This window comes from Actinoplanes italicus, from assembly GCF_003001815.1.
Lineage (GTDB): Bacteria > Actinomycetota > Actinomycetes > Mycobacteriales > Micromonosporaceae > Actinoplanes > Actinoplanes italicus.
The window spans coordinates 708,761-731,940 of sequence record NZ_PVMZ01000002.1 but is presented as its reverse complement, the minus strand read 5'-3'; the positions used below and the strand labels follow the sequence as shown (position 1 = coordinate 731,940).

26 protein-coding genes and 1 pseudogene are annotated in these 23,180 nt (G+C 70.0%); 8 read left to right on the top strand and 19 right to left on the bottom strand.

Going from position 1 to position 23,180, the window contains the following annotated elements:
* Positions 1-263: 263 nt before the first annotated feature.
* From mutM to rsmD, 9 genes are all read right to left on the bottom strand, one after another.
* A complete protein-coding gene (gene mutM, locus CLV67_RS07340) occupies positions 264-1,109 on the bottom strand; it encodes a bifunctional DNA-formamidopyrimidine glycosylase/DNA-(apurinic or apyrimidinic site) lyase (protein WP_106316482.1) in 846 nt (281 codons plus the stop codon).
* Positions 1,110-1,121: 12 nt separating this feature from the next.
* Positions 1,122-2,288 carry a mannosyltransferase family protein gene (locus CLV67_RS07335; RefSeq protein ID WP_106316361.1) on the bottom strand — a complete coding sequence of 389 codons (1,167 nt, stop codon included), beginning with the start codon at positions 2,286-2,288 and terminating at the stop codon, positions 1,122-1,124.
* On the bottom strand, positions 2,285-3,073 hold the full coding sequence (gene rnc, locus CLV67_RS07330; RefSeq protein ID WP_106316360.1) for a ribonuclease III: 789 nt from the start codon (positions 3,071-3,073) through the stop codon (positions 2,285-2,287). The genes CLV67_RS07335 and rnc overlap by 4 nt, the downstream gene beginning before the upstream one ends.
* Positions 3,070-4,032, bottom strand: a complete 963-nt coding sequence (locus CLV67_RS07325) for a phosphate acyltransferase PlsX (RefSeq protein WP_239165982.1) — start codon at positions 4,030-4,032, stop codon at positions 3,070-3,072. Before CLV67_RS07325 ends, rnc begins: the two co-directional genes overlap by 4 nt.
* Before the next feature lie 36 nt (positions 4,033-4,068).
* The gene (rpmF, locus tag CLV67_RS07320) at positions 4,069-4,242 is read right to left on the bottom strand and encodes a 50S ribosomal protein L32 (protein WP_106316358.1); all 174 of its coding nucleotides are present in this window, start codon (positions 4,240-4,242) and stop codon (positions 4,069-4,071) included.
* A 5-nt stretch (positions 4,243-4,247) separates the two neighbouring features.
* Positions 4,248-4,811, bottom strand: a complete 564-nt coding sequence (locus tag CLV67_RS07315; RefSeq protein WP_106316357.1) for a YceD family protein — start codon at positions 4,809-4,811, stop codon at positions 4,248-4,250.
* Between the two features lie 73 nt (positions 4,812-4,884).
* On the bottom strand, positions 4,885-5,382 hold the full coding sequence (locus tag CLV67_RS07310; protein WP_106316356.1) for a hypothetical protein: 498 nt from the start codon (positions 5,380-5,382) through the stop codon (positions 4,885-4,887).
* A gap of 65 nt (positions 5,383-5,447) precedes the next feature.
* Positions 5,448-5,927, bottom strand: a complete 480-nt coding sequence (gene coaD / locus CLV67_RS07305; protein ID WP_106316355.1) for a pantetheine-phosphate adenylyltransferase — start codon at positions 5,925-5,927, stop codon at positions 5,448-5,450.
* Entirely contained in the window at positions 5,924-6,487 is a 564-nt protein-coding gene (gene rsmD, locus CLV67_RS07300; RefSeq protein WP_106316354.1) for a 16S rRNA (guanine(966)-N(2))-methyltransferase RsmD, read from the bottom strand. Before rsmD ends, coaD begins: the two co-directional genes overlap by 4 nt.
* Before the next feature lie 308 nt (positions 6,488-6,795).
* Between rsmD and CLV67_RS53200 the strand changes: the two genes are divergently transcribed.
* Positions 6,796-7,701: an LPXTG cell wall anchor domain-containing protein gene (locus tag CLV67_RS53200; RefSeq protein WP_239165979.1), complete on the top strand. Its 906-nt coding sequence runs from the start codon at positions 6,796-6,798 to the stop codon at positions 7,699-7,701.
* A 97-nt stretch (positions 7,702-7,798) separates the two neighbouring features.
* Complete coding sequence (locus CLV67_RS07290) at positions 7,799-9,073, top strand: hypothetical protein (protein ID WP_106316353.1); 1,275 nt, start codon at positions 7,799-7,801, stop codon at positions 9,071-9,073.
* Here the strand turns inward: CLV67_RS07290 and CLV67_RS07285 are convergent.
* The 3 genes and pseudogenes from CLV67_RS07285 to CLV67_RS53195 form a co-directional block, all read right to left on the bottom strand.
* Positions 9,070-9,387 (bottom strand): DUF952 domain-containing protein, encoded by a 318-nt coding sequence (locus tag CLV67_RS07285; protein ID WP_106316352.1) that lies wholly within the window; start codon positions 9,385-9,387, stop codon positions 9,070-9,072. The genes CLV67_RS07290 and CLV67_RS07285 overlap by 4 nt on opposite strands.
* Positions 9,384-11,558 carry an ATP-dependent DNA helicase RecG gene (recG, locus tag CLV67_RS07280; RefSeq protein WP_106316351.1) on the bottom strand — a complete coding sequence of 725 codons (2,175 nt, stop codon included), beginning with the start codon at positions 11,556-11,558 and terminating at the stop codon, positions 9,384-9,386. Before recG ends, CLV67_RS07285 begins: the two co-directional genes overlap by 4 nt.
* Positions 11,555-13,468: pseudogene (locus CLV67_RS53195) on the bottom strand (DAK2 domain-containing protein); the annotation flags it as partial. The pseudogene CLV67_RS53195 and the gene recG, both read right to left, overlap by 4 nt.
* Before the next feature lie 636 nt (positions 13,469-14,104).
* Here CLV67_RS53195 and rpmB point away from each other — a divergent pair.
* Positions 14,105-14,296: a 50S ribosomal protein L28 gene (rpmB, locus tag CLV67_RS07265; RefSeq protein ID WP_106316350.1), complete on the top strand. Its 192-nt coding sequence runs from the start codon at positions 14,105-14,107 to the stop codon at positions 14,294-14,296.
* Between the two features lie 600 nt (positions 14,297-14,896).
* Here rpmB and CLV67_RS07260 read toward each other — a convergent pair.
* Together CLV67_RS07260 and CLV67_RS07255 are read right to left on the bottom strand one after the other, a co-directional pair.
* Complete coding sequence (locus CLV67_RS07260; protein WP_106316349.1) at positions 14,897-15,373, bottom strand: GNAT family N-acetyltransferase; 477 nt, start codon at positions 15,371-15,373, stop codon at positions 14,897-14,899.
* 18 nt (positions 15,374-15,391) lie between these two features.
* Complete coding sequence (locus CLV67_RS07255) at positions 15,392-16,330, bottom strand: thiamine-phosphate kinase (protein ID WP_106316348.1); 939 nt, start codon at positions 16,328-16,330, stop codon at positions 15,392-15,394.
* A gap of 98 nt (positions 16,331-16,428) precedes the next feature.
* On the opposite strand from CLV67_RS07255, the gene CLV67_RS07250 reads away from it, so the two are divergent.
* Positions 16,429-16,662, top strand: coding sequence for an Lrp/AsnC ligand binding domain-containing protein (locus CLV67_RS07250; RefSeq protein ID WP_106316347.1), 234 nt, complete (start codon positions 16,429-16,431; stop codon positions 16,660-16,662).
* Between the two features lies 1 nt (position 16,663).
* The gene (locus CLV67_RS07245; protein WP_106316346.1) at positions 16,664-17,290 is read left to right on the top strand and encodes a DUF3515 domain-containing protein; all 627 of its coding nucleotides are present in this window, start codon (positions 16,664-16,666) and stop codon (positions 17,288-17,290) included.
* 1 nt (position 17,291) lies between these two features.
* Here CLV67_RS07245 and CLV67_RS07240 read toward each other — a convergent pair whose 3' ends face one another.
* Positions 17,292-18,386, bottom strand: a complete 1,095-nt coding sequence (locus CLV67_RS07240) for a D-alanine--D-alanine ligase family protein (protein WP_106316345.1) — start codon at positions 18,384-18,386, stop codon at positions 17,292-17,294.
* Between the two features lie 122 nt (positions 18,387-18,508).
* Between CLV67_RS07240 and CLV67_RS07235 the strand changes: the two genes are divergently transcribed.
* Positions 18,509-18,937, top strand: coding sequence for a hypothetical protein (locus CLV67_RS07235; RefSeq protein ID WP_106316344.1), 429 nt, complete (start codon positions 18,509-18,511; stop codon positions 18,935-18,937).
* Positions 18,938-18,999: 62 nt separating this feature from the next.
* Here CLV67_RS07235 and CLV67_RS07230 read toward each other — a convergent pair whose 3' ends face one another.
* The 4 genes from CLV67_RS07230 to CLV67_RS07215 are packed head-to-tail and all read right to left on the bottom strand — an operon-like array spanning position 19,000 to position 22,176.
* On the bottom strand, positions 19,000-19,359 hold the full coding sequence (locus CLV67_RS07230; RefSeq protein ID WP_106316343.1) for a hypothetical protein: 360 nt from the start codon (positions 19,357-19,359) through the stop codon (positions 19,000-19,002).
* Positions 19,356-20,465: a cystathionine gamma-lyase gene (locus tag CLV67_RS07225; protein WP_106316342.1), complete on the bottom strand. Its 1,110-nt coding sequence runs from the start codon at positions 20,463-20,465 to the stop codon at positions 19,356-19,358. Before CLV67_RS07225 ends, CLV67_RS07230 begins: the two co-directional genes overlap by 4 nt.
* Positions 20,462-21,454, bottom strand: coding sequence for an NAD(P)H-dependent glycerol-3-phosphate dehydrogenase (locus CLV67_RS07220; RefSeq protein ID WP_106316341.1), 993 nt, complete (start codon positions 21,452-21,454; stop codon positions 20,462-20,464). Before CLV67_RS07220 ends, CLV67_RS07225 begins: the two co-directional genes overlap by 4 nt.
* Positions 21,451-22,176 carry a lysophospholipid acyltransferase family protein gene (locus CLV67_RS07215; RefSeq protein WP_106316340.1) on the bottom strand — a complete coding sequence of 242 codons (726 nt, stop codon included), beginning with the start codon at positions 22,174-22,176 and terminating at the stop codon, positions 21,451-21,453. Before CLV67_RS07215 ends, CLV67_RS07220 begins: the two co-directional genes overlap by 4 nt.
* A 135-nt stretch (positions 22,177-22,311) precedes the next feature.
* Here CLV67_RS07215 and cofC point away from each other — a divergent pair, with 135 nt between their 5' ends.
* Positions 22,312-22,950, top strand: coding sequence for a 2-phospho-L-lactate guanylyltransferase (gene cofC / locus CLV67_RS07210; RefSeq protein WP_239165984.1), 639 nt, complete (start codon positions 22,312-22,314; stop codon positions 22,948-22,950).
* 24 nt (positions 22,951-22,974) lie between these two features.
* Positions 22,975-23,172, top strand: a complete 198-nt coding sequence (locus tag CLV67_RS07205) for a cold-shock protein (protein WP_106316338.1) — start codon at positions 22,975-22,977, stop codon at positions 23,170-23,172.
* Positions 23,173-23,180 lie beyond the last annotated feature (8 nt).

Sequence of the window (23,180 nt, the reverse complement as noted above, 5' to 3'; positions counted from 1 at the left end):
CTCCGGCGGATCTTGTGAAGTTCCGGCTGCTGAAACGGCACAACCACACAAGATCTTGGGCGGCGCTTGCGCTACGCGGGGTAGGGGACGGCGCTTGCGCTACGCGGGATCCTGGCTGGCACCAGGGCGAGGCGCCAGGACGTGAACGGATGTTCAACATCCCTGGCGCGCGGACGATCATGGACGATCGGACACCCGGACACACCTGGACGGGGATCAGCGCCCAAGATCGCGGCGTTTGTGGGCGACGCGAACCCCGTACATCAGCCTCGGGGTCTGGGTTGGCATCTTGGGCAGCTGAAGCTGGACCGATTCATGAACTGTTCGCGCCGGATAGGGGCTCCGCACCGGTGACAGGGCTCACTCTCGCGCCCGTAGGCGTTCAGCGACCGGTCAAAATAGCCGCTCTCGCCGTTGACGTTGACATACAGCTCGTCGAAGCTGGTTCCGCCCGCGACGATGGCCTCGCCAAGGATGTCGCGAACATGGCCGAGCAGGCGTTTCACAGCCGGGCGGGTGAGCTGGTCGGTGGGCCGGGTGCCGTGCAGCTTGGCGCGCCACAGGGCCTCGTCGGCATAGATGTTGCCCACTCCGGAGATCAGTGTCTGGTCGAGGAGGGCGCGTTTGACCTCGGTGTGCCGGCCCCGGATGCGGGCGACGAACGCCTCCTCGTCGAAGAGCGGGTCCATCGGGTCGCGGGCGATGTGGGAGATCTCGTCGGGGAGTTCGGCGCCGCCCTCGGAGACCGAGAGGCCGCCGAAGGTGCGCTGGTCGACGAAACGCAGTTGTGGGCCACCGTCGGTGAAGGTGAAACGGACCCGCAGGTGTTTCTCGTCGGGGGCGTCGGCGGGCTGCGTCAGCAGCTGACCGGACATGCCCAGGTGGCCGATGATCGCGTCGCCGGAGTCGAGCGGCAGCCAGAGGTACTTGCCGCGGCGGGAGATGTCGAGGATGGTACGGTCGGCCAGGACCGCCGCGAAGTGGGCGTCGCCGGGCAGGTGGCGGCGAATGGCTCGGGGGTGCAGCACCTCGGCGGTGTCGATGGTGCGGCCGGTCACCCACTTCGCCAGACCCATGCGGACGGTCTCGACCTCGGGAAGCTCGGGCAACTTCAAGATCCTTTACAATGTGTACGGCCAAACTGTCACCAGGTAGGCGCCGTACCAGAGACCGAACAACGCCCACGCGCCGATGGACAGCACCGCGACCCGGGGGCGGGCGCGGGCGGCGGCCACGACGGCCGGCAGCAGCGTCAACAGTACGGGCAGCAGCAGCCGTGGCTTGGAGTGGTAGAAGCCGGCCTGCCCGTAGACGAGGATCATCGCGACGACGCCGTAGACGGCCAGCGGCAGCCACGGCTTCTGCGCCAGCGCGACCCCGGCCGCGGCCAGCGCCACGAGCAGGATCAGCGCCACACTCATCGGGATCCAGCCGTCGCCGGAGCGCAGTGTGGTCCACAGGAACTTGCCGGTGCTGCTGCCGTAGTCGAACGAGGTGCCCCAGCCCGCGGTCTGGATCTTGAACCAGGCGGTGAGGTCGCCGACCCGGTAGGCGACCCAGCCGAGGTAGAGCGGCACCCCGGCGAGCGCGGCCGCGGCTGCGGTGAACGGCTTCCACTTCGGCTGGCCGTCGTCGTGGCGCAGCGCGAGGATCGCGGCGACCGCCAGGGCCAGCGCGGCGGCGGCACCGGTCGGGCGGCTCAGCGCGGTGAGCAGGCCGAGCAGACCGGCCGCCCACCAGACCCGGCGGTGCGCGGCCGCGAACATGCCGGCGACGAGGGCGATGTAGAGGCTTTCCGAATACGCCATGGACAGCACCACCGAGGCCGGTGCCGAGCAGCAGATCGCGACCAGCGCCCAGCCGGCCCGCTTGCCGTAGAGGCTGGTACCGAGCAGGTGCAGGGCCACCGCGGCGCCCACGGAGGCGAGCCACGCCACGACGAGGGCGGCGGTGCTGGGCTCGAAGCCGATCGCGGCGCCGAGCCGGATCAGCATCGGGTAGACCGGGAAGAAGGCCAGCTCGTTGCCTTCGAGCTGGCCGGTCGCGCTGTAGGTGTAGCCCTCCGGGTAACCGTCGACGGCGACCCGTAGGAACCAGCCGGCGTCCCAGATGAGCAGGCGTTCGAAGAGCGGGCGCGGTTCGGCGGTGCCACCGTCCAGCCAGGCGATCATGAGGAGCTGGCCGACGCGGGTCAGCGCGAGGACTCCGACCGCGGTAAGCAGGCCGTTCAGCCCGCCCGACTTATTCCATAGCGACTCTTTTTTCGTCGTTTCTTCTACCAGCGTCACGGCTCGGTCTTCTCCGGCTGTTCCTCGGTCTTCTCCGGCTGTTCCTCGATCTTCTCCGGCTGGTCCTCGGTCTTCTCCGACTGTTCCGTCAGGGTGCGCCACGCCGCCGCGGCGGCACGCTGCTCCGCCTGCTTCTTGCTGCGCCCCTCGGATCCGCCGTACCGCTCACCGGCGACGACCACCCAGGCGGTGAACGTCTTCGCGTGGTCCGGTCCGGAGTCCTCGATCTCGTAGTCCGGCACACCCAGGCCGAGCGCCGCCGTGAGCTCCTGCAGGCTGGTCTTCCAGTCCAGCGCGGCACCGCGCCCCGCCGACTCGGCCATCAGGGGGTCGAACAACCGGTGGATCACCTCGCTGGCGATCTCCAGACCGTGCTCCAGATAGATCGCGCCGAGCAGAGCCTCCAGGGTGTCGGCCAGGATGCTGGCCTTGTCCCGGCCGCCGGTGGTCTCCTCGCCCTTGCCGAGCAGCAGGTGCGGGCCGAGACCCTCGGGTCCGAGACCGCGCGCCACGTCAGCCAGCGCGTGCATGTTGACCACACTGGCCCGCAGCTTGGCGAGCTGGCCCTCGGGCAGGTCCGGGTGGTTGTGGAAGAGCGCGGAGGTGATCACGACGCCGAGGACCGAGTCGCCGAGGAACTCCAGGCGCTCGTTGGTCGGCAGGCCGCCGTTCTCGTAGGCGTACGACCGGTGGGTCAGCGCCCTTTCCAGCAGCTCCGGCTTGAACGGGACACCGAAGGCCTCCTCGAGTGGCTCGGTGGACGGACGGCGGCGCTTGTCAATCATGCGATACCTCGCTGAGCACTGAGCAGATCGGCGATCGCCGCGACCGAGGCGCGGCGGTGCAGGTCGGCCGCGAGCGCGATGCCCGCGGCGATGTCCGGTCCGGTGGCCGCGCCGTGGCAGACGACGACCGTGCCGGAGACCCCGAGCAGCAGCGCCGCACGGGGTGGGGGGTCGGCTCGGCCCGCCGGGGTGCCGGTCAGGGCGTACGCCGTTTCCAGACCCTTGAGCAGGACGTTGCCGGTGAAACCGTCGGTGACCACGACGTCGGCGGCCCGGCCCAGGACGACGTCGCTGCCCTCGACCAGACCGGCGTAACGGCCACCGGCCGGCAGCGGCAGGTCGAACAGGCGGGCCGGCAGACCACGGCGCAGGCGGTCGCCCTTGCCGGGTTCGGTGCCGATGGTGAGAAGTCCCACGCGCGGGGTGGGGACGTGATGGACGACCGAGGCGTACGCGGCCCCGAGCCGGGCGTGCCAGGCGAGCGTCTCCTCGTCCGGGTCGACGCTGGAACCCACATCGAGCAGGATGACCCGGCCGGCGGCGGTCGGCAGGACCGCGGTCAGGGCGGGACGGCGGACGCCGGGCCAGCGGCCCAGTTCGCGGGCCGCGGAGAGAACGGTGGCCCGGGTGTCACCGGCGGAGACCAGGGCGTCGGCACGGCCCTCGGCGACGGCGAGCACGGCGGCGCCGACGGTGTCGGCCGGGGTGTTCGTGGTGGTGATACGGCGGCGTACGCCCGGTTTCTGGGCGGCCAGGATCGCGTCGGCGGCATCGGCCGGGCCGACGAGCGTCAGCTGAAGGAACGGGTCTGCCCTGCAAGCACGCAGAGCGCCGTCAACCACGACGGCGGGAGCCTGGTCCCCGCCGAGGAGGTCGACGGCGATCCGCGCGGTGCCCGGTTCCCCGACAGTCCGCTGTCCGGGAACCGTGGCACCGGTGGTTCGCCACCGCTCGGGCACGACCCGCCCGATGATCGGGCGCGTCACGCGGTGTCGTCAGACCTCGAGGACCTGACGGCCGTTGTAGGTGCCGCAGACCGGGCAGGCGGCGTGCGGCAGCTTCGGCGACTTGCACTGGGAGCAGGCCGCGGTAACCACCGCGGTCGCCTTCCAGTTCGCCCGGCGCGAGCGGGTGTTGCTGCGCGACATCTTGCGCTTCGGGACGGCCACGGTTCCTACTCCTCGTTTTTTGACAGGTTGCGCAAAGCGGCCCAGCGGGCATCGACTTCCTCATGGCTGTGATCAGCCGGAAGGTCGTCGAAGTGCACCCCGCAGTCGGGGCACAACCCTGGGCAGTCCGGGCGGCAGAGCGGGTTGGTCGGCAGCATCAGGACGATCGCGTCCCGAATCGCCGGCTCCAGGTCGAGCAGGTCGCCCTGCATCCGGCCGACCTCGTCCTCGTCGGTCGTCTCCTCCGTGGTGCTGTCCGCATAGGCGAAGAGCTCCGCGATCGAGACCTCGAACGACTTGTCGATCTCGTTGAGGCAACGCCCGCACTCGCCGGTGAGCGAGCCCGTAGCGGTGCCGCTGATGTAGACCCCCTCGGAGACCGACGTCATGCTCATGTCGAGCGTGAGGTCGGACCCTTCGGGAACCGAGATCATCTCCAGACCGAGGTCCGCCGGGGCCGGCACCACCCGATTCAGGGCACGCGTCGCACCAGGCTGCCGCGGCAGTTTCGTCGTGTCGACGACCAGCGGTTGCCTGGGGTTCAGGTGGCTCTGTGGTGACTTGGGCATCGTGATTCCTCAGCCATGGGTAGGCCGACCGAAAACATTACCTGAGCTTGCTGTACGTCGTCGAATCGGGCTCTTAAAAGGGGAGCGGCCGCTCCGCGTCCTCGCCCTGGAAAGTGCCGATCTCGCGGAGCGCGTGCATCTTGTCACGCCCCCGCTCGATGGACGACAGCGCACGGGTCAGGAACTGCTCGAAGTTCGCCAGGGCGGTGTCGACGTAGTCGTCGACCTCCTCACGCAGCCGCTGAGCCTCGGTCCGCGCCTCGGCGATGATCCGGGCGCCCTCGTGCTCCGCGGAGACGGTGATCTCGTTGACCGAGACGAGACGGGCGTGTTCACTCTCACCCTCGCTGACGATCCGGTCGGCCTCGCGCCGCCCGGCGTCGACGATCCGGTCCCGCTCGTCGAGGACGGCGGCCGCCTTGCGCAGCTCCGAGGGCAGCTCGGCGCGGAGCTCCTCGAGGCGCTCGATCATCTCGCCGCGGTCGAACATGAAGTTCGTCCGTGACATCGGCACGGAGCGCGCGTCCTGGACCAACTCAATGAGCTCGTCGATACGGTCGAGCGGATCCACCGGTGCCTCACTCCCGTCGTCGAACCGCCACCCAGCGTGGTGCGATCACGTTACTGTGCCGCCGCCTAATTCTGCTTCAACCGGCCCACGAGGCGAGCCAGCACATTGTCCGGCAGGTACGGCGAGGCGTCGCCGCCCCACTTCACCACGTCCTTGACGAGACTCGAGGACAGGAAGGAGTAGAGCGGGTTGGTCGGCATGAACAGCGTCTCCACTCCGGAGAGCCCGATGTTCATCTGTGCCATCTGCAGCTCGTAGTCGAAGTCACTGACCGCGCGGAGGCCCTTGACCACGACCGCGGCGCCCTGGTCCCGGCAGAAGTCGACCAGCAGTCCGTGGAAGGACGCGACCCGCACGTTGGGGTACTGAGCCGTCGCCTCGCCGAGCATCTCCAGACGCTCCTCGATGGTGAACAGCCCGCTCTTCGACTGGTTGATCAGGACTCCGATGATGACCTCGTCGAAGAGCCGGCTGGCCCGTCCGATGATGTCGAGGTGCCCGTTGGTGACCGGATCGAAGGAGCCAGGACACACCGCTCGTCTCATGATCGGCGACCGTACCAAAGAGTGGTCTCGCCGTAACGCCGGGTGCGATCGCCGACCAGACCGTCCACCCAGCTCAGCGGCTCACCGCGGGTGGACCGCTCGAAAATCACGACGGCGTCCGGCGCCAGCCATCCGTTGGCCACCAGCCCCTCCTGCACGGTTGTGATCTCGTCGTCACCCAGCGCGTACGGCGGATCGGCGAACACCACATCGAACGGTCCACCGGCCGGTGGATCGCCGAGCACCTGCAGGACCTTGCCGGTCACCAGGCGGGCGGCCGAGCCGGCCTTGAGCGCGACGATGTTGTCCCGGATCGCACGGGCCGCCTTGCCGTCGGCCTCGACCAGCAGCGCGTGGGTGGCCCCGCGGGAGAGCGCCTCGAGTCCTATCGCGCCGGATCCGGCGTACAGGTCAGCGAACCGCGCGTCCGACAAATCGGTCATCGTCTCAAGAGTGCTGAAGAAGGCCTCCCGGACACGGTCCGATGTGGGCCTCGTGTGCGCACCCGGCGGAGCGGACAGGCGTCGACCCCCGTGTGCGCCCGCGATAATCCTTGTCATCACAGGGGACGCTACTTCACCAGTGACGCAAGGCCACGGTGGCGTTAACTTTTCCCTCCTCACAGGCACTGCGCGCGACGGTACGGTGCCGTTCGGTAAAACGAAGATCTCAAATCGGCAACAACACCATTAGCGGCGGCTGAGACGTTTCTTTGATCTCACGAAGTGACTATGGTCGGGCGACGTTGCGGGTGCGTTCTATCGTCCCCGCCGATGACGCGGGGAGGCGTCATCGCAGGTCGCTCTATCCACCAGCGATTTCTGCGATCTCCTCGCGCACTCCTTCGACCCCCTACACAGGAGATGGCGTGAACGTGTCCAAGTCCCCGCTCCGTCGTGTGGCCGCTCTGGCCGCCGGCTCGCTGATCGGCATCGCCGGTGCCGTGGCGTTCGCTTCCCCGGCCTTGGCCCACCACAGCATCGTCAAGGGCTCCTCGGAGTGCATCAACGGCGAGTGGGTCGTGGACTGGACGGTCAACGCCATCGGCGACGGCAAGCAGGGCCGCGAGTTCAAGTGGGTCAAGGTCGACTTCTCGTCGACCACCAACAAGATCGACAACGCGGACATCGCGGTCAACGGCAAGTGGCACCCGAGCGACACCGAGCTCAAGGGCAAGCAGCGGGTCCCCGCCACCGAGAAGAGCGCGACGCTCGCCGTCGAGGCCGTGTGGAACAACGAGGCGAGGGACAGCGACCCGGGCAAGTACACGGTCACGTTCGAGGGCGCCTGCGAGGCCCCGAGCACGCCGACCGAGCCCGAGACCCCGACCGAGCCCGACGTCCCGGTCGAGATCCCCAAGGACGTCAAGGCCGAGCCGTACACCGACATGGAGTGCGACACCATCGAGGTCGGCGTCGACAACACCCTGGGCAACGAGACCCCCTTCACCGTGAAGTACAAGACCAGCAAGGGCGAGGAGCGCACGCTGGTCGTCAAGCCCGGTGAGAAGAAGGGCGAGAAGTTCAGCGCCACCGAGGGCTTCTCCGTCGACGTGACCTTCACGGTCGAGTACAAGGGCAAGACCTACACCACCTCCGGCAACGTCCCGTGGGAGCAGCCGGCCGAGGGCTGCGACGACGGTGAGGGTGGCGGCGACCTGCCGCTGACCGGTGCCGCCGCGGGTGGCGTCGCCGCCGGTGCCGCGGGCCTGCTGGCCGTCGGTGCCGCCATGTTCTTCATCGCTCGCCGCCGCAAGGTGAAGTTCACCGCCTGATAGACGGCAAGTAGCACCACGACAACAGCAACAACCGGGGGGCGCGTCGATTCCGATCGGCGCGCCCTCCGCCCATTCCCCTCATGTTGGAGCACGAATGAAGAAGTTCCACCGTGCGGCGGCGCTCACGGCCGCTGCGCTGGTCGGCCTGACCGGACTCGCCGGGTTCTCCTCGCCCGCGAGCGCCACCGGAGCCGACTGCGTCACCGCCGCCGACGCGAAGTACGTGCACACCTTCAACGGTCCCGCCGGAACCGCCTCCGTCGAGATCACCAACGGGCCTCTGTGCGCGGGCGAGGAGCAGGCCTTCTCGCTCGTCTCGTACACCGCCCCCTCGGCGAAGTTCGCCCTCCCCCAGTACGTCCTCGAATCGTCGACGGACAAGCTCACCGCCCCGACCGGCGCGGAGAAGCTCACCCGCAGCAAGCTCGACTTCAAGGTCGAGGTCCCGGAGTGCTTCACCCAGGTCGACTTCGTGTTCGGTGACCGGATCATCGACCCGCTGAAGAGCGACAAGGACCTCTACAACGACCGCAAGGTCGGCAGCGACAAGGGCGAGGGCTCGAAGTCCACGCCGGCCAAGAACCAGCCGAAGCACGCCTGGTACAACGGTGGCAGCGGCACCTGCAAGGCCGAGCCCGCCGTCGAGGCGCTCTCCGACTGTGACGGCAACGTCACCCTCAAGCTGATCAACCGCAGCACTTCCAGCGCCCCGTTCGTGATCACCGCGGACAACGGCTTCTCCAAGACCGAGACCCTCGCGGTCCGCCAGGAGCCGGTCAGCGTCAAGGTCCCGGCCGCCGACGCCAAGAACATCAAGGTGACCTCGCGCAACGTCGAGATCTACAAGGGCGGCTGGACCAAGCCCGCGGACTGCAAGGCTCCCGAGGTCGGCAAGCCCGAGGGAACCGTGACCAGCGACTGCGACGGTCTCACCTTCACGGTGAAGAACCCGGAGAACGGCGCTCCCGTCACCGCCACGTTCACCCCGAACAAGGGCGAGACCAAGACCGTCACCGTCAAGCCCGGCACCACCGAGAAGGTCACCTTCAAGGGCACCGAGGGCCTGAAGGTCGCCGTCTCCGGTGGTCTGGACGTGCTGAACGGCGAGGCTGCCTGGGCCAAGCCGAAGGACTGCGACACGCCGACCACGCCGGTCACCACCGAGCCGGAGGCGACGCCGTCCGAGACGACGCCCACCAGCACCACCCCGGTCGCGACCACGCCGGCCGCCGGTGAGGGCGACGACCCCGAGCTGCCGCTGACCGGTTCGGCCGCCGCCGGTGTCGCGGGTGGCGCGTTCCTGCTGCTCGTGGCCGGTGCCGTGCTGTTCATCCTGGCTCGCCGCCGCCGGGTGAACTTCACCGCCTAACCCACGGGCGGGAAAGTCCCATCGGGGCGCGGTGGATAGTCGGTGACGGCTACCACCGCGCCCTTCGGCATCCGGCCGTAGAGGTGCGGGAACTGACGCCCGTCCGGTTCCGGCGGATCGCCGTCCTCCCAGACCACCGTCACCTCCGCCGGAGAGATCTCCAGCAGGACCAGATCGTCGCGGCCCCGGAAGATCCGGTTCGCCACGACATGCACCCAGTCCGGCGGGGAGCAGTGGATGAACGGCGACTCCTCGAGGTAGCCCTCGGCTTCGATACGGGCCCACGTGTCACGCGGGCAGAGATGAAAGATCAACCCTTCTCCAGGTACTCGGCACGGTCCTCGTCGACCAGCGCGGCCACCGAGGCCGCCAGCGCCGGGTAACGGGAGAGATCGGGGTCGTCGCCGATCAGCTCGGACGCCTCGGCCCGGGCCTCCTTGATCAGCTTCTCGTCGCGCAACAGCGACAACAGCCGCAGGTGCGAATGCTTGCCGGACTGCGACGCGCCCAGCACGTCACCCTCCCGGCGCTGCTCCAGGTCGATCTCGGACAGCTTGAAGCCGTCGGTGGTGGAGGCGACCGCGTCCAGCCGCTCCCGCGCCGGCGAGCCCTCCATGGCCTCGGTGTGCAGCAGGCAGATGCCCGGCGCCGAACCCCGGCCGACCCGGCCGCGCAGCTGGTGCAGCTGGGACACGCCGAACCGGTCGGCGTCCAGGATCAGCATCACCGTCGAGTTCGGCACGTCCACGCCGACCTCGATCACCGTGGTCGCCACCAGCACGTCCACGTCGCCGGCGGCGAACCGGCGCATCACCGCGTCCTTCTCGTCCGGCGGCATCTTGCCGTGCAGCATCTCGATCCGCAGGCCCTTGAGATATTCGCCCTTGAGCAGCGGCAGCACCTCGGTGACGGCCAGCGGCGGGCGGCGGGCGGGCTCGCCGTCCTTCGGCGGGGTGTCCTCGTCCTCGCCGATACGCGGGCACACCACGTAGGCCTGGTGGCCGGCCCGCACCTCCTCCTTGATCCGCACCCAGGCACGGTCCAGGTAGGCGGGCTTGTCCAGGGCCGGGATGACGTGCGAGGCGATCGGCGACCGGCCGCGCGGCAGCTGGGACAGGACCGAGGTCTCCAGGTCGCCGTAGACGGTCATCGCCACGGTCCGCGGGATCGGCGTCGCGGTCATCACCAGCACGTGCGGCGGTCTCTCGGCCTTGGCGCGCAACGCGTCACGCTGCTCGACCCCGAACCGGTGCTGCTCGTCCACGACGACCAGTCCCAGATCCTTGAAGTCGACCCCCTCGTACAGCAGGGCGTGCGTACCCACCACGATCCCGGCGCTCCCGTCGGCGGCCTTCGCCAGCGCGGCACGCCTGGCCACCGCACCGAGCGAGCCGGTGACCAGGGTGAGCTGTGTGCCCTCCGGGTCGCCGTCCAGCTCACCGGCCCGGCCCAGAGCCCCGAGCTGGGCGCTGATACCGCGGAAGTGCTGGGTGGCCAGGACCTCGGTCGGCGCCAGCAGCGCGGCCTGCCCACCGGCGTCGACCACCTGCAGCATCGCGCGTACCGAGACCAGGGTCTTGCCCGAACCGACCTCGCCCTGCAGCAGCCGGTGCATCGGGTGGGGCCGCGCCAGGTCGGCCGCGATCTCCTCACCGACCTGCCGCTGGCCCTCGGTCAGCTCATACGGCAGCCCGGCGTCGAACTTCGCCAGAATCCCGGCCTCTGCGCGGGGCCGGGCGGTGCCGGGCGCCGCGGCGGCCTTCGCACGGCGTTGAACAAGAGTCAGCTGTACGGCGAAAGCCTCATCCCACTTCAGCCGGTGCTTGGCCGAGTACAGCGCGGCGTCGGAGCTCGGCCGGTGGATCTCCCGCAGCGCCGTTCCGATGCCGACCAGGTTCCGTTTGGCCCGCACCTCGGCCGGCATCGGATCGGCCGGCGGCTCGAAGGTGTCCAGAAGGGTCCGCACGCACTTGGCGATCACCCACGTCGGCACCGCCTGCGCGGCCGGGTAGACCGGGATGAGCGCGCCCGCGAACTCCTCGATCTCGGCGGCCGCGTCGTCCTTGCTCGCGTCCGCACTGAGCAGCTGATATGCCGGGCCGTTGAGCTGGCGTTTGCCGCGGAACTCGGTCACCTTGCCGGCGAACAGACCCCACACGCCCTTACGCAGTTCCCGTTCCCGCCACGCCTGGTTGAAGAAGGTGCAGGTCAGCGTCGCGCCGGAGCCGTCCCCGATGGTGATCTCCAGCATGTTGCCGCGGCGCTGGCGCATCGGCTTCACACTCATGCCCTGCACCTGCGCCAGCACCGTGACCTGCTCGTCGACCGCCAGACTGCGCAGGTCGGTGTGCTCGCCGCGCTCGTCGTACCGCCGCGGGAAGTGATAGATCAGATCGCCCGCGGTGTGCAGATCGAGATGCTGTTCCAGGGCCTTCGCGGTCTTCGCGCCGAGCACTTTGGTCAACGGGGTGTCGGTCGTGGTCATTCGACTCCTGCCAACAGGTGGTAACGGGGCTGGCCGCCCGCGTAGCTCTGCAGTTCGATGAACGGCCAGGTGCGGTGCACGTGACGGCGAAGGTGGTCCTCGAGATCGGGTGGCGCGTCCGCGCCGAGCACCAGGGTCACGAGTTCGCCGCCGCCGCCGAGCATCCGGTCGAGCAGGCGGCGGCTCACCTCGGCCAGGTCGTCGCCGATCACGTGCACCTCGCCGTCGACCAGGCCGAGCAGGTCACCGGCCCGGCACTGGCCGGCCACCGTGAAGGCGTCGCGCTGGGCGGTGCAGACCTCGCCGTACCGGCAGGCGCCGGCCGCCTCGGCCATCGCGATCACGTCGTCGGCGAACGACCGCTGAGGGTCCCGTACGGCCAGGGCAGCGAGCGCCTGCACCGGGGATCTGGTGGGCACGACGCTCACCCGGGCGCCGGTGGCCTCGGCCTCGCGCGCCGCGGAGAGAGCGACCGCCTGTGTGTTGGCGTCGTTGGGCAGCAGCACCACCGAACGGGCGCCGGTCACGTGCACCGCGGCCAGCATCTCAGCCGTCGACGGGTTGCGGTCGACGACCACCGCGCCCTCCGCCTCGAACAACGCCGTCAGGCCGTCACCGGCGGCGACGACCACGGCGCCTCGGCGATCACTTCCGGTCCGGCGTTCCTCCAGGGGCGTGACATTGATCCGGTACGGCCGGCCGGCGCCGATTCCCGCCTCGATGGCCGGGCCGATCTCGGTGACATGCACGTGGACGTTCCAGGTCGGCGGGTCACCGTCACCCGTACCCACGACGACCAGCGAGTCACCGAGCCCGTCGAGCGTGACACGCAGCCGGTCGACGGCCTCGGCAGTCGCGTCCAGAAGGAACTGAACCTCATACCCGAACCCGGCACACCCGTCCGCCGGATCGCCCTGCCCCTGCGCGTGCCCCGCCTCCACCCGGCCACCACCGACCGGGCGTTCGCCACCCGCCTCCACCCGGCCACCGCCTTCAACACCGGCCTCCGCCCGATCGCCGCCGGACCAGCCCGCAACACCGGCCTCCGCCCGATCACCGCCGGACCAGCCCGCAACACCGGCCTCCGCCCGATCCCCGCCGGACCAGCCCGCAACACCAGCCTCCGCCCGATCCCCGCCGGACCAGCCCGCAACACCAGCCTCCGCCCGATCCCCGCCGGTCCCGCCCGCAACACCGGCCTCCGCCCGATCCCCGCCGGTCCCGCCCGCAACACCGGCCTCCGCCCGATCACCGCCGGACCAGCCCCCGCCTCCCACTCCCTGCCGATTGCCATCACGGAATCGGGACGAGTGATCGGCCTGCTGATCAGATTCGGTCGGTTGATCGGGATCTGCCGCCGCTCGGCTTCGGGTTGCCGCCGCTTCGGGCAGATATGGACCGGCTGATTCGCCCATGGCCGACGGCGCGGCCGACTCACTGTCGAGCGACAGCGCGGCTGACCGGCTGTCGCTCGACGGGTCCGACGGAGCGGCGTCGTCGTCGAGGGCGTCGACCAGGGCGTCGAGCAGCAGGCAGAGGCCGCGGCCACCTGCGTCGACCACGCCGGCTTGGGCCAGCACGGGAAGCTGTTGCGGGGTGCGGGCCAGCGCCTCGGTGGCGGCACGCGCGGCCGCCCGCGCCACGGTCACCAGGTTGTCGGACTTGATCCGGCCCGCGCCTTCGGCCGCCGCCGCGACCACCGACAGCACCGTGCCCTCGACCGGCCGCGCCACCGCGGCGTACGCGGCGTCGGTCGCCGTACGCAGCGCGCGAGCCAGCTCACCCCCGCGCACCGCAACGGTGCCGGCGAACGCGTCGGCCATGCCGCGCAGGATCTGGGAGACGATGACGCCGGAGTTGCCACGGGCCCCGAGCAGCGCCCCGCGGGCCATCCGCCGCATGATCCCGCCCACACCCTGCGTCTCTCCCGGATCACCGGCGGCCGCCGGTGTCCCCGAGCCCTCGGCGGGGGTTCTCAGGCCCTCCACCGGGGTGGACAGGGCCTCAGGCAAGGCGGTCAGGGCCTCGGACCGGGCGGTCAGGGCCTCGGGCAGGGCAGTCAGGGCCTCGGACCGGGCGGTCAGGGCCTCGGGCCGGGCGGTCTGGCCGTCCACCCGGGTGGACAAGGCCTCAGGCAAGGCGGTCAGGGCCCCGGGCCGGCTGGTCAGAGCGGCCACCGGGGCGGTCAGGGCCTCGCGCGCGGCGGTCAGCGTGAGGACGAGGTTGGTGCCGGTGTCGCCGTCGGGCACCGGGTAGACGTTCAGGTCGTCGATCTCACGCTGATGCGCCCGGAGCGCCTCCAGCCCACCGTCGCACCAGCGGCGTACGGCGGCGGCATCGAGGGTCTCCAGCACGCGAAAATCGTACTAACCACCCCCGACAATCGCCCGGCACGCGCCCTGACCGGGGGCGATTGGCTGTCCTCGGCAGGGATCGGGTAACCTTGCCGGGTTGCCTGGGCGATGCTTCCCTGGGCGCCTTCAGGATCTGCCTCGACAGGCAATCCTGGAGCAGGTCAGCTTTCGAATCACACCCAGGAGTATCCCGTGGCTAGCGTGTGCGACGTCTGTGGCAAGGGACCCGGCTTCGGTCACAACGTGCCGTGGTCGAAGAAGAAGACGAACCGCCGGTGGAACCCGAACATCCAGTCTGTTCGTACCCCGGCCGGTGGTGGCACCACCAAGAAGCTTCAGGTCTGCACCTCGTGCATCAAGGCCGGCAAGGTCGTCCGCGCCTGAGCGAGGCCACCAAGGCCCAGTCGAAAGCCGCCGAGCCCTCAGGGTCCGGCGGCTTTTCGCTGTCCCCACCCAACACCACCCCAACCCCGCGTGGTGAACTGCGGTCCGCCCGTGGGCACAGATCACCACGCAACTCCCGCCGTCAACCCGCGTGGCGACCTACGGTCAGCCCGTGGGCGCAGATCACCACGCACACCCGGCCGACAACCCCGCGTGGTGAACCACGGTCAACCCGCAGGCACAGATCACCACACACACCCGGCCGCCACCAACGTGACGAACCGCGGTCAGCCCGTGGGCACAGATCACCACACACACCCGGCCGACAACCCGCGTGGTGAACCACGGTCAACCCGCGGGCGCAGATCACCACACACACCCGGCCGACAACCCCGCGTGGTGAACCACGGTCAACCCGCGGGCGCAGATCACCACGCACACCCGGCCGACAACCCCGCGTGGTGAACCACGGTCAACCCGCGGGCGCAGATCACCACGCACACCCGGCCGACAACCCGCGTGGTGAACCACGGTCAACCCGTGGGCACAGATCACCACGCGGGTTCGGGGTGAGCGTTCTGGCGGCGTGCGTTCGGGCTTTCAGCCAGCGAAGTCGGGGAGTAGGGACTTGCCGTACGAGAGCACGTCCGGGTGGTCCTTGTAGTAGCCGAAGTTGTCGACGCGCACGTAGCCGGCCGACTCGTACAGCGCGATGGCCTCGGGCTGCCGGTCACCGGTCTCGAGGATCATCCGGCGGCAGCCGGCGTCGCGGGCGGAGTCCTCGATCGCGGCGAGCATCCGCCGGGCGACGCCACGGCCGCGGGCCGTCTGGGTGGTGAACATGCGTTTGAGTTCGGCGTCGTCGCCGTGGCGGCGCCAGCCCGCGCTGGCGATCAGCTCGCCGTCGGCGACCGCCACGAGGAAGTCGCCGTTGGGCGCGGCGAAGTCGTCGGCCGTGATGGGGGTGTCGTCACCGGTGCCGCCGTACCGTTCGGAGAGGTCACGCAGGTTCTCCGCGACGAGGCTCTGTACCTCGGACTCGTCGAACCGTACTGACTTGATCTTGATGTCCTGCACCGGGCCAGCGTAGCCAGATCAGCGGAAGTGATCCCAGCCCAGTCCGCCGGTCCAGGGCTTGCGGTCGACCGTGACGCCGGACCCGTCGTGCACCGAGCCCACCACACGCCACTCCGGCGGCAGCGTGACGCCGGGCGGGAACGTGGCGGCCAGGGGATGGTCGTCGCCGCCGGCCAGCAGCCACTGGTACGGGTCGACGCCGAGCGCCTTCGCGGCGTCCCGCATCTGGCCGGGCAGGTCGAATGCGTCACTGTGCACGTCGATGCCGACGACGCTGGCCTCGGCGACGTGTCCCAGGTCCTGGAGCAGCCCGTCGGAGACGTCGATCATCGAGGTCGCGCCGAGCCGCGCAGCCTCGGGACCCGCGTGGTACGGAACGGCCGGGCGCCGGTACGCATCCACGAGCAGTTTGGGCGTACGAAATCCTCGTGAAAGAACCGTGAGCCCCGCAGCCGCGTAACCGATCCGCCCCGCAAGGGCCACGACGTCGCCGGGTTGGGCGCCGTCGCGGGTTACCGGCGCGGCACCGCGCAGGTCACCGAGGGCAGTGACCGCGATGGTGAGCGTGGGACTGGCCGAGGTGTCACCGCCGACGACCGCCGCGCCGACCAGCCCCGCCTCGGCGGTGAGCCCGTCGGCGAGCCCCTCGGCCCAGGTGACGTCGAGGCCGACCGGCACGCAGAGCGCCACCAGCAGGGCGGTCGGAACCGCGCCCATGGCCGCGATGTCGGCGAGGTTGGCGGCGGCCGCCCGGTGACCGATGTCAGCGGCCCCGCACCAGTCGCGCCGGAAATGCCGGCCCTCGACCAGCACGTCGGTGGAGGCGACGACCCGTCCGTCGGAGGCCTTGACCACCGCCGCGTCGTCGCCGGGGCCGATCAGGGTGGCCTCTCCGGTACCGAGCCGGGTAACGATTCGGCCGATCAGCCCGAATTCACCGGTCTCTGCGATGCTCACGTCTAAGTCCTTCGATGGTGGCGTGCCGCTGCCGGGCCGCTTCGTACGGTAGTTTCACGACCGGGGATCACCGACGCGGTGGCGGATAGGAGTCGATCGTGGTCCAGGCATACATCCTCATTCAAACCGAGGTCGGTAAGGCCCGTGACGTGGCCGCGGCGATCGAGAAGATATCGGGGGTCGTTCGAGTCGATGCGGTGACCGGCCCGTACGACGTGGTGGTGCTCACCGAAGCACACACGGTCGACGAGCTCGGCGGCCTCATTGTGAGCAAGGTCCAGTTCGTGCCGGGCATCACGCGGACGCTCACCTGCTCCGTGGTAAACCTCTGACATGGTGGACGTCGACGCGCCGAAGCAGGCACCGGAGAAGGACCCGGCCCGGAAGGCCGCCGCATTGTGGGCGACCGTGGTGGCCGTACCGGTGACGCTGATCGTCGGCGCCGTCGCGTTCTTCACCATAATGCCTGACAATACGGACAAAAGCGAAAAAGCGGCGGCTCCGGTCCCGAGTACCCCCGTCGTGATGGAAGCGGCTCAGCTGGACGAGCGGGCCACGCAGGTCTGCCTGGCCGTGACCTCCCAGCTCCCGGCTAAGATCCGCGATCTCCCGGGCCGCACGGTCTCGGCCGGCCCGGAGCAGAACGCGGCCTACGGCGAGCCGCCGATCACGGTCTCCTGCGGGATCGCACAGCCCCAGATGTGCAAGGTCCCCGAGGACCCCACCCCGGGTTGCGTCCCGCTCGAGACCGAGCTGCTCTTCATGAACAACGTCTGCTGGTACGGCGCTCCCGGCACCGGGTCGGCCACCCTCACCACGATGGACCGCGAGGTCCCGGTGCGGGTGACCGTTCCGACGTCGTACGAGAACCCGGCGCAGTGGGCCAACGAGTTCTCCGACACGATCGTGAAGACCGTCAAGTCGAAGGCGCCGGGCACCATGCCCAGCGGGTGCGAATGAGCTAGTGCAGGCCGGTGCCCCGGTGCAGTGCGATCCGGATCAGCCGGTCCACCACCTTGGGGTACTCGAGGCCGGTCGCCGTCCACATCCGCGGGAACATCGAGTTCGGCGTCATGCCCGGCATCGTGTTGATCTCGTTGAGGAAGATCTGACCGTCCTCGGTGAGGAAGAAGTCCACCCGGGCCAGACCCGCACAGTCCAGGGCCGTGAAGGCCCGCAGCGAGTACTCCTGGATCTTCCGGGTCGTCGCCTCGTCCAGCGGGGCCGGAATGCTGTACCGGCTGCCGTCCAGGTACTTCGTCTCGAAGTCGTACCACTCCACGTCGTCCATGTGGATCTCGGAGAGCAGCGACGCCTCCGGCGCCCCGCCGGACTCCCCCTCGAGCACCCCGCACTCGATCTCGCGGCCCACGAGCGCGGCCTCGACCAGCACCTTCGGGTCGGTCTGCCGGGCCAGGGCGACGGCGTCGTCGAGATCCGCCCAGTCGGTGACCTTGGAGATGCCGATCGACGACCCGGCGCGGGACGGCTTCACGAAGACCGGCAGTCCCAGGCGCTCCTTGTCGGCCTCGGACAGCGACACCCCGGCGCGGAGCACCGCGTACGGCCCGACCGGAATGCCCTCCGCGGCCGCCAGCTTCTTGGTGAACTCCTTGTCCATGGCCGCCGCCGAGGCGAACACGTTCGCGCCCACGTACGGGATACCGGCCATCTCGAGCATGCCCTGGATCGTGCCGTCCTCGCCGTAGGCCCCGTGCAGCACCGGGAACACCACGTCCACGCCGGCCAGGTCGGAGACACCCTCGGCGGGCTCGCGGACCGTCAGATCGGTCGAGGTCGGGTCGGCGGAGAGCACCACGGCACTCCCCCAGGCCTCGGTCACCTCGGGCAGCTTCCGGTCGGTGATGGCGAGCTGAGACGCGTCACCCGATGCGAGGACCCAGCGACCCTCACGGGTGATTCCGACCGGGACCACCTCGTACTGATCCGGGTCCAGAGCGGCCAGGATCGCACCGGCACTGACACAGGAAATGGCGTGCTCAGTGCTGCGACCGCCGAAAACGATCGCGACGCGGGTCTTGCGAGGGGACGTCACTCTTCTCCGTGCCTTCCAGCTAGCGGGCATGCCGGGGGTGACCCTACTCTGCGTAAGCCGAATATGGGATTCGTGACGGCGGTCATGACGGTCGCACAAGGCAAACGGAGGACGAAGCGTCAATGGCTCCAGCACTCCACGTGATCGCGGGCCCCGGTCCGGGACAGCTGGCGACAATGGCACACCCCGTGCACGAGCCGTGGACGCCGCAGGAGCTCGGCGCTCTCGCGAAAGCCGGTGTCGAGGTTCTCGTGTCGTCCGCCGAACCGGGCCCGGACACCGCCGGCATCGAGGTCGTGCCGTTCCCCTCCGCCGATTCGACGGCGCAGGAGGCCGGGCCCGTGGTGGCGCTCGCCATCCGGCTCGCCCGTGAGGTCAGAGCGGGCCGTTTCGTGGTCACCCAGTCGGCGCCCGACAACGGCCGTTCCACCCTGCTGGCCACCATGACGCTCGCACTGCTCGGCATCCGTCCCGGCGAGGCTCTCCGCCGTATCTCCCCCAGCGGCGAAGTGACGCCGGACTGGCTGCACGACTTCGTAGCGAACAACTAGCTCTGTCTCACCGTTGTCTCAGCGTCGCTGAGACAACGGTGAGACACAGTTGGGGGTGATCCTCAGGCGGTGAAGGTCTGGGGCAGGGTGCCGGTGTCCCAGAGGGTGTCGAGGTGGGTCAGGAAGCCTGTGACGCTGCGCTCGAGCTCCCGGCGCTCTGACGTGGTCAGGGTGTCCAGGGGGTCGGAGAAGATCAGGCCCTCGGGGTGTTTGGCTCGGGTGCCCACGAACTTGTCGCACGCGGTGCACCAGACGTAGCTGACCAGGGTGGGGCGTCTGGCGTTCTCCGGGGCCGTGAAATAGGCGCGCAGGCGCCGCTGTCCGCACGACGGGCAGTCACGCTCGCCCGGGTCGGCGAAGAAACTCGGCCCCTGGGTGAGCGCCGCCACCTCGTCACCGCTGAAGCTGCTCCACGCGGTCACGAGGAGAGGGCCGCGGTGATGTCGGCGAGCAGGTCGGCGGTGTCCTCGATGCCACAGGAGAACCGTACGAAGCCGGGCGGCGTGTCGTCACCCCACTGGGCCCGCCGGTCCGCCGTGGTGTGCACCCCGCCGAACGAGGTGGCCGCGAACACGAGCTTCGCCGCCGCCAGGAACCGTCCGACCCGCTCAGCCGAGCCGAGGTCGAACGACACCACTCCGGGGATCCGCCGCATCTGGGCCGACGCGACCGGATAGGACGGGTCGGACGGCAGGCCGGGCCACCGCACCCCGGTCACGTCGGAGCGCGACAGCAGCAGTTCGGCGACGGCCGCCGCGTTGGCGGTCTGCCGGGCCAGGCGCAGATCGAGCGTCGCGATCGAGCGGTGCGCCAGCCACGCGTCGAACGCGCCCGGCACGGCGCCGGTCTGCTTGCGCCACGTCTCCACTCTGGTCAGCAGCTCGGGGTCGGTCGCCGACACGTAGCCGAGAAGCACGTCGGAGTGCCCGGTCAGCGCCTTCGTGCCGGACGCGACGACCAGGTCGGCGCCGAGTGCCAGCGGGTTCTGCCCGAGCGGCGTCGCCGTCGTGTTGTCCACGGCCACGAGGGCCCCGGCAGCGTGGGCGGCCTCGGACAGGGTGCGCACGTCGCAGACGTCCAGGCCCGGGTTGGCCGGCGTCTCCAGGAGCACGAGCCGTACGCCGGTGAAGTCCGGGTAGGGCCCGGCCGTCGGCACCAGCAGGGTACGGACGCCAAGGTCCCGCAGAAAGCCGTCGGCGAATGCCCGTACGGTGAAATAGCCGTCCGAAGGGATCGCCACGGTGTCGCCGGTCCGCAGAACCGCGAGGAGAAGCGCGGTTATCGCGGCCTGGCCGCTGGAGAAGACCAGCGTCGGTGCGCCCTCCAGGGCACCGATCGCCGACTCCAGCGCCTGCCTGGTGGGATGTTCGGTACGCGCGTAGCCGTTCGCCCCCGGCCCGGTGACCGGGTCCAGGTGGTAGGGCGCGGCGAACACCGGCCCAGGCAGGAAAGGTTCGCCGACCTCCGGATCGGGCAAGCCGGCGTGGACTGCCCGGGTTCCGTCGGAGAAGGAGGAGTACGAGGTCACTCGGGTTTCATCTCTCGTGTCATCAGCAGCTTGACCGCGACCCGCGGGTCCACACCCTCGTGGCACACCCGCTCGACCTGCTCGACGATCGGCATCTCGACACCGTTCGCCCGGGCCAGGTCGCGGATGGACAGGCAGCTCTTGACGCCCTCGGCGGTCTGCCGGGTGGCGATCTGCGCCTGTTCCAGGGTCTCGCCGCGGCCCAGGTGCTCACCGAACATGCGGTTGCGGGCCAGCGGCGACGAGCAGGAGGCGACCAAGTCGCCCAGACCGGCGAGGCCGGCGAACGTCAGCGGGTCAGCGCCGAGCGCGACACCGAGGCGGGCGGTCTCGGCGAGCCCGCGGGTGATCAGCGAAGCGCGAGTGTTGTCACCGAGACCCAGGGCCACCGCCATGCCGTACGCCAGCGCGATCACGTTCTTGCAGGCGCCACCGAGCTCGCAGCCGATCACGTCGTCGCTGGTGTACGGACGGAAGTAGGGCGTGGCGAGGGCCTGCTGGACCTGTTTGGCGCGGCCCTCGTCGGAGCAGGCCACGACGGTCGTGGTGGGCTGCTCGGCGGCGATCTCGGGGGCCACGTTGGGACCGGAGACGACGACCACCCGGTCGGGGGCCACCCCGGCCGTCTCGACGATCACCTCGCTCATGCGTTTGAGGGTGCCGAGCTCGATGCCCTTCATCAGGGACACCACCGTCGAGTCGGAGGGGAAGAGCCCGGCCCAGTCGGCGAGGTTGCCGCGCAGCGTCTGCGACGGCACGGCGATGGCGATCAGCTCGGCCCCGCTGACAGCCTCGGCCAGGTCGGTGGTGGCCGTGACACGCTCCGAGAGCCGCACGCCGGGGAGCGAGCCGTCGTTGCCGTGCTTCTCGCGGATCTCGGTGGCCACGGCCTCCCGCCGGGCCCACATGGTCACCGCCGAGCCGGCCTCGCCGAGCACCTTCGCGAACGCGGTTCCCCAGGATCCGGATCCGATGACGGCCGCCTTCATGGCGCTTCCTCCGCGGTAGTGGCCCGTCGTGCGGGCCGGTCGTAGAGCGCCGGCGGTTCGCCGTCGCGGATCTCGCCGAGCAGATCACGGACGCCGAGCATGATCTGCTCGGTCATCTCCTCGAGCACCGCCCGGGTCGGCTCGAGGCCGGCCCAGCGGCTGAGGTCTACCGGTTCGCCGGTGGTGACGGTGACGGGTGAGCGGCGCAGTTTCAGCTTGTTGGTGCGCGGGTCGAAGATCGCCTGCGGACCCCAGTTGGCGATCGGCACCACCGGGGCGCCGGTGAGCAGGGCGAGCCGCGCCGCGCCGGTCTTGCCGCGCATCGGCCACAGATCGGGGTGCCGGGTCGTGGTGCCCTCCGGGTAGATCACCACGGCGCCGCCGTCCCGCAGCGCCTCGACCAGGGTGTCCAGCGACTTCACCGCTTCCACACTGCCCCGTTCGACCGGGATCTGCCGGGTCTTGACGAGGAGGTACCCGATGATCGGAACCTTCCAGACACTGGCCTTGCCGAGGAACCGCGGCCAGCGGCCGGACCGGAAGATGTAGTGCGCGACGACGAGCGGGTCGAAGTGCGAGACGTGGTTGGGCACGAGGATCACGGGGCCGGTGGCCGGGATGCGGTCCTGCTTCAGCCATGTCTTGCTCGTCAGGACGGTCATGACCGGGATCACCAGCATCACCGCGACGCGCTGCCAGAAGCCGAGCCTGAGCTGTGCCACGGCGTCCCCCCGTCCTACTCCTCGTTCACCTGCGACGAAATCATGCCCGCTCGCCTCCCCCGGGACCAGGAGGGGTCTCCGGAATCACGATGCGCGGAGCCACGGTCACGCGGATCACTGGGGCAGGATGGTCGGGTGCGGAATTGGACGGCTGTCATACCGGTGAAGCGGCTGAACGCGGCGAAGACGCGCCTGCGCGGTGCTGTGCCGGCCGACCGTCATCCGGAGCTGGCACTCGCCATGGTGCGGGACACCGCGGCCGCGGTCCTGGCCGCCTCCTCGGTGGCCGGGCTGCTGGTGGTCACCGACGATCCGGAGGTCAGGGCGACGGTACGCGAGCTCGGCGCCCGGGTGGTGCCGGATCCGGGCGGCGGGCTGAACGCGGCGATGCGGTTCGGTGCGGACGAGGTGGCCGGGCTGTCGGCGCACCGCGCGGTGCTGGCCGGTGATCTGCCCGCCCTGCGGCCGGAGCAACTGGACGAGGCGCTGGCCGGGGCTACCGGACGCGGTTTCGTGCCGGACGCGGCCGCCATCGGGACGGTGCTGCTGGCGGCGCCGGCGGGCTGGGCGCTCGACCCGCGGTTCGGCGGCCCCTCCGCGGCGGCACACGCCGAGTCCGGCGCGAGCATGCTGCACGGCGACTGGCCCGGCCTGCGGCAGGACGTGGACACAGCCGCCGACCTCGACGCGGTGCTGACTCTCGGCGCCGGCCCGCGGACCTGCGGGCTGTTGCGTGAACTCGGCCGTGCCACGGAGTGCGCGCCGGCCGCGTGAGGAAAGCGGGTAGCGTTCCATCCCATGCAGGGGACGATCGCGAATTTCGACCCGGAGACACGCAGCGGTTCGCTGCTGCTCGACGACGGCACTCCGCTGGCCTTCGGCGCGGACGCCTTCAACCGCTCCGGCCTGCGGCTTCTCCGCCTCGGCCAGCGCGTCACGGTCGAGTCTGACGCGACTGGCGTGGTTTGGCGGGTGTTAATTCCCGGAGTGGCTTGATGTGATCA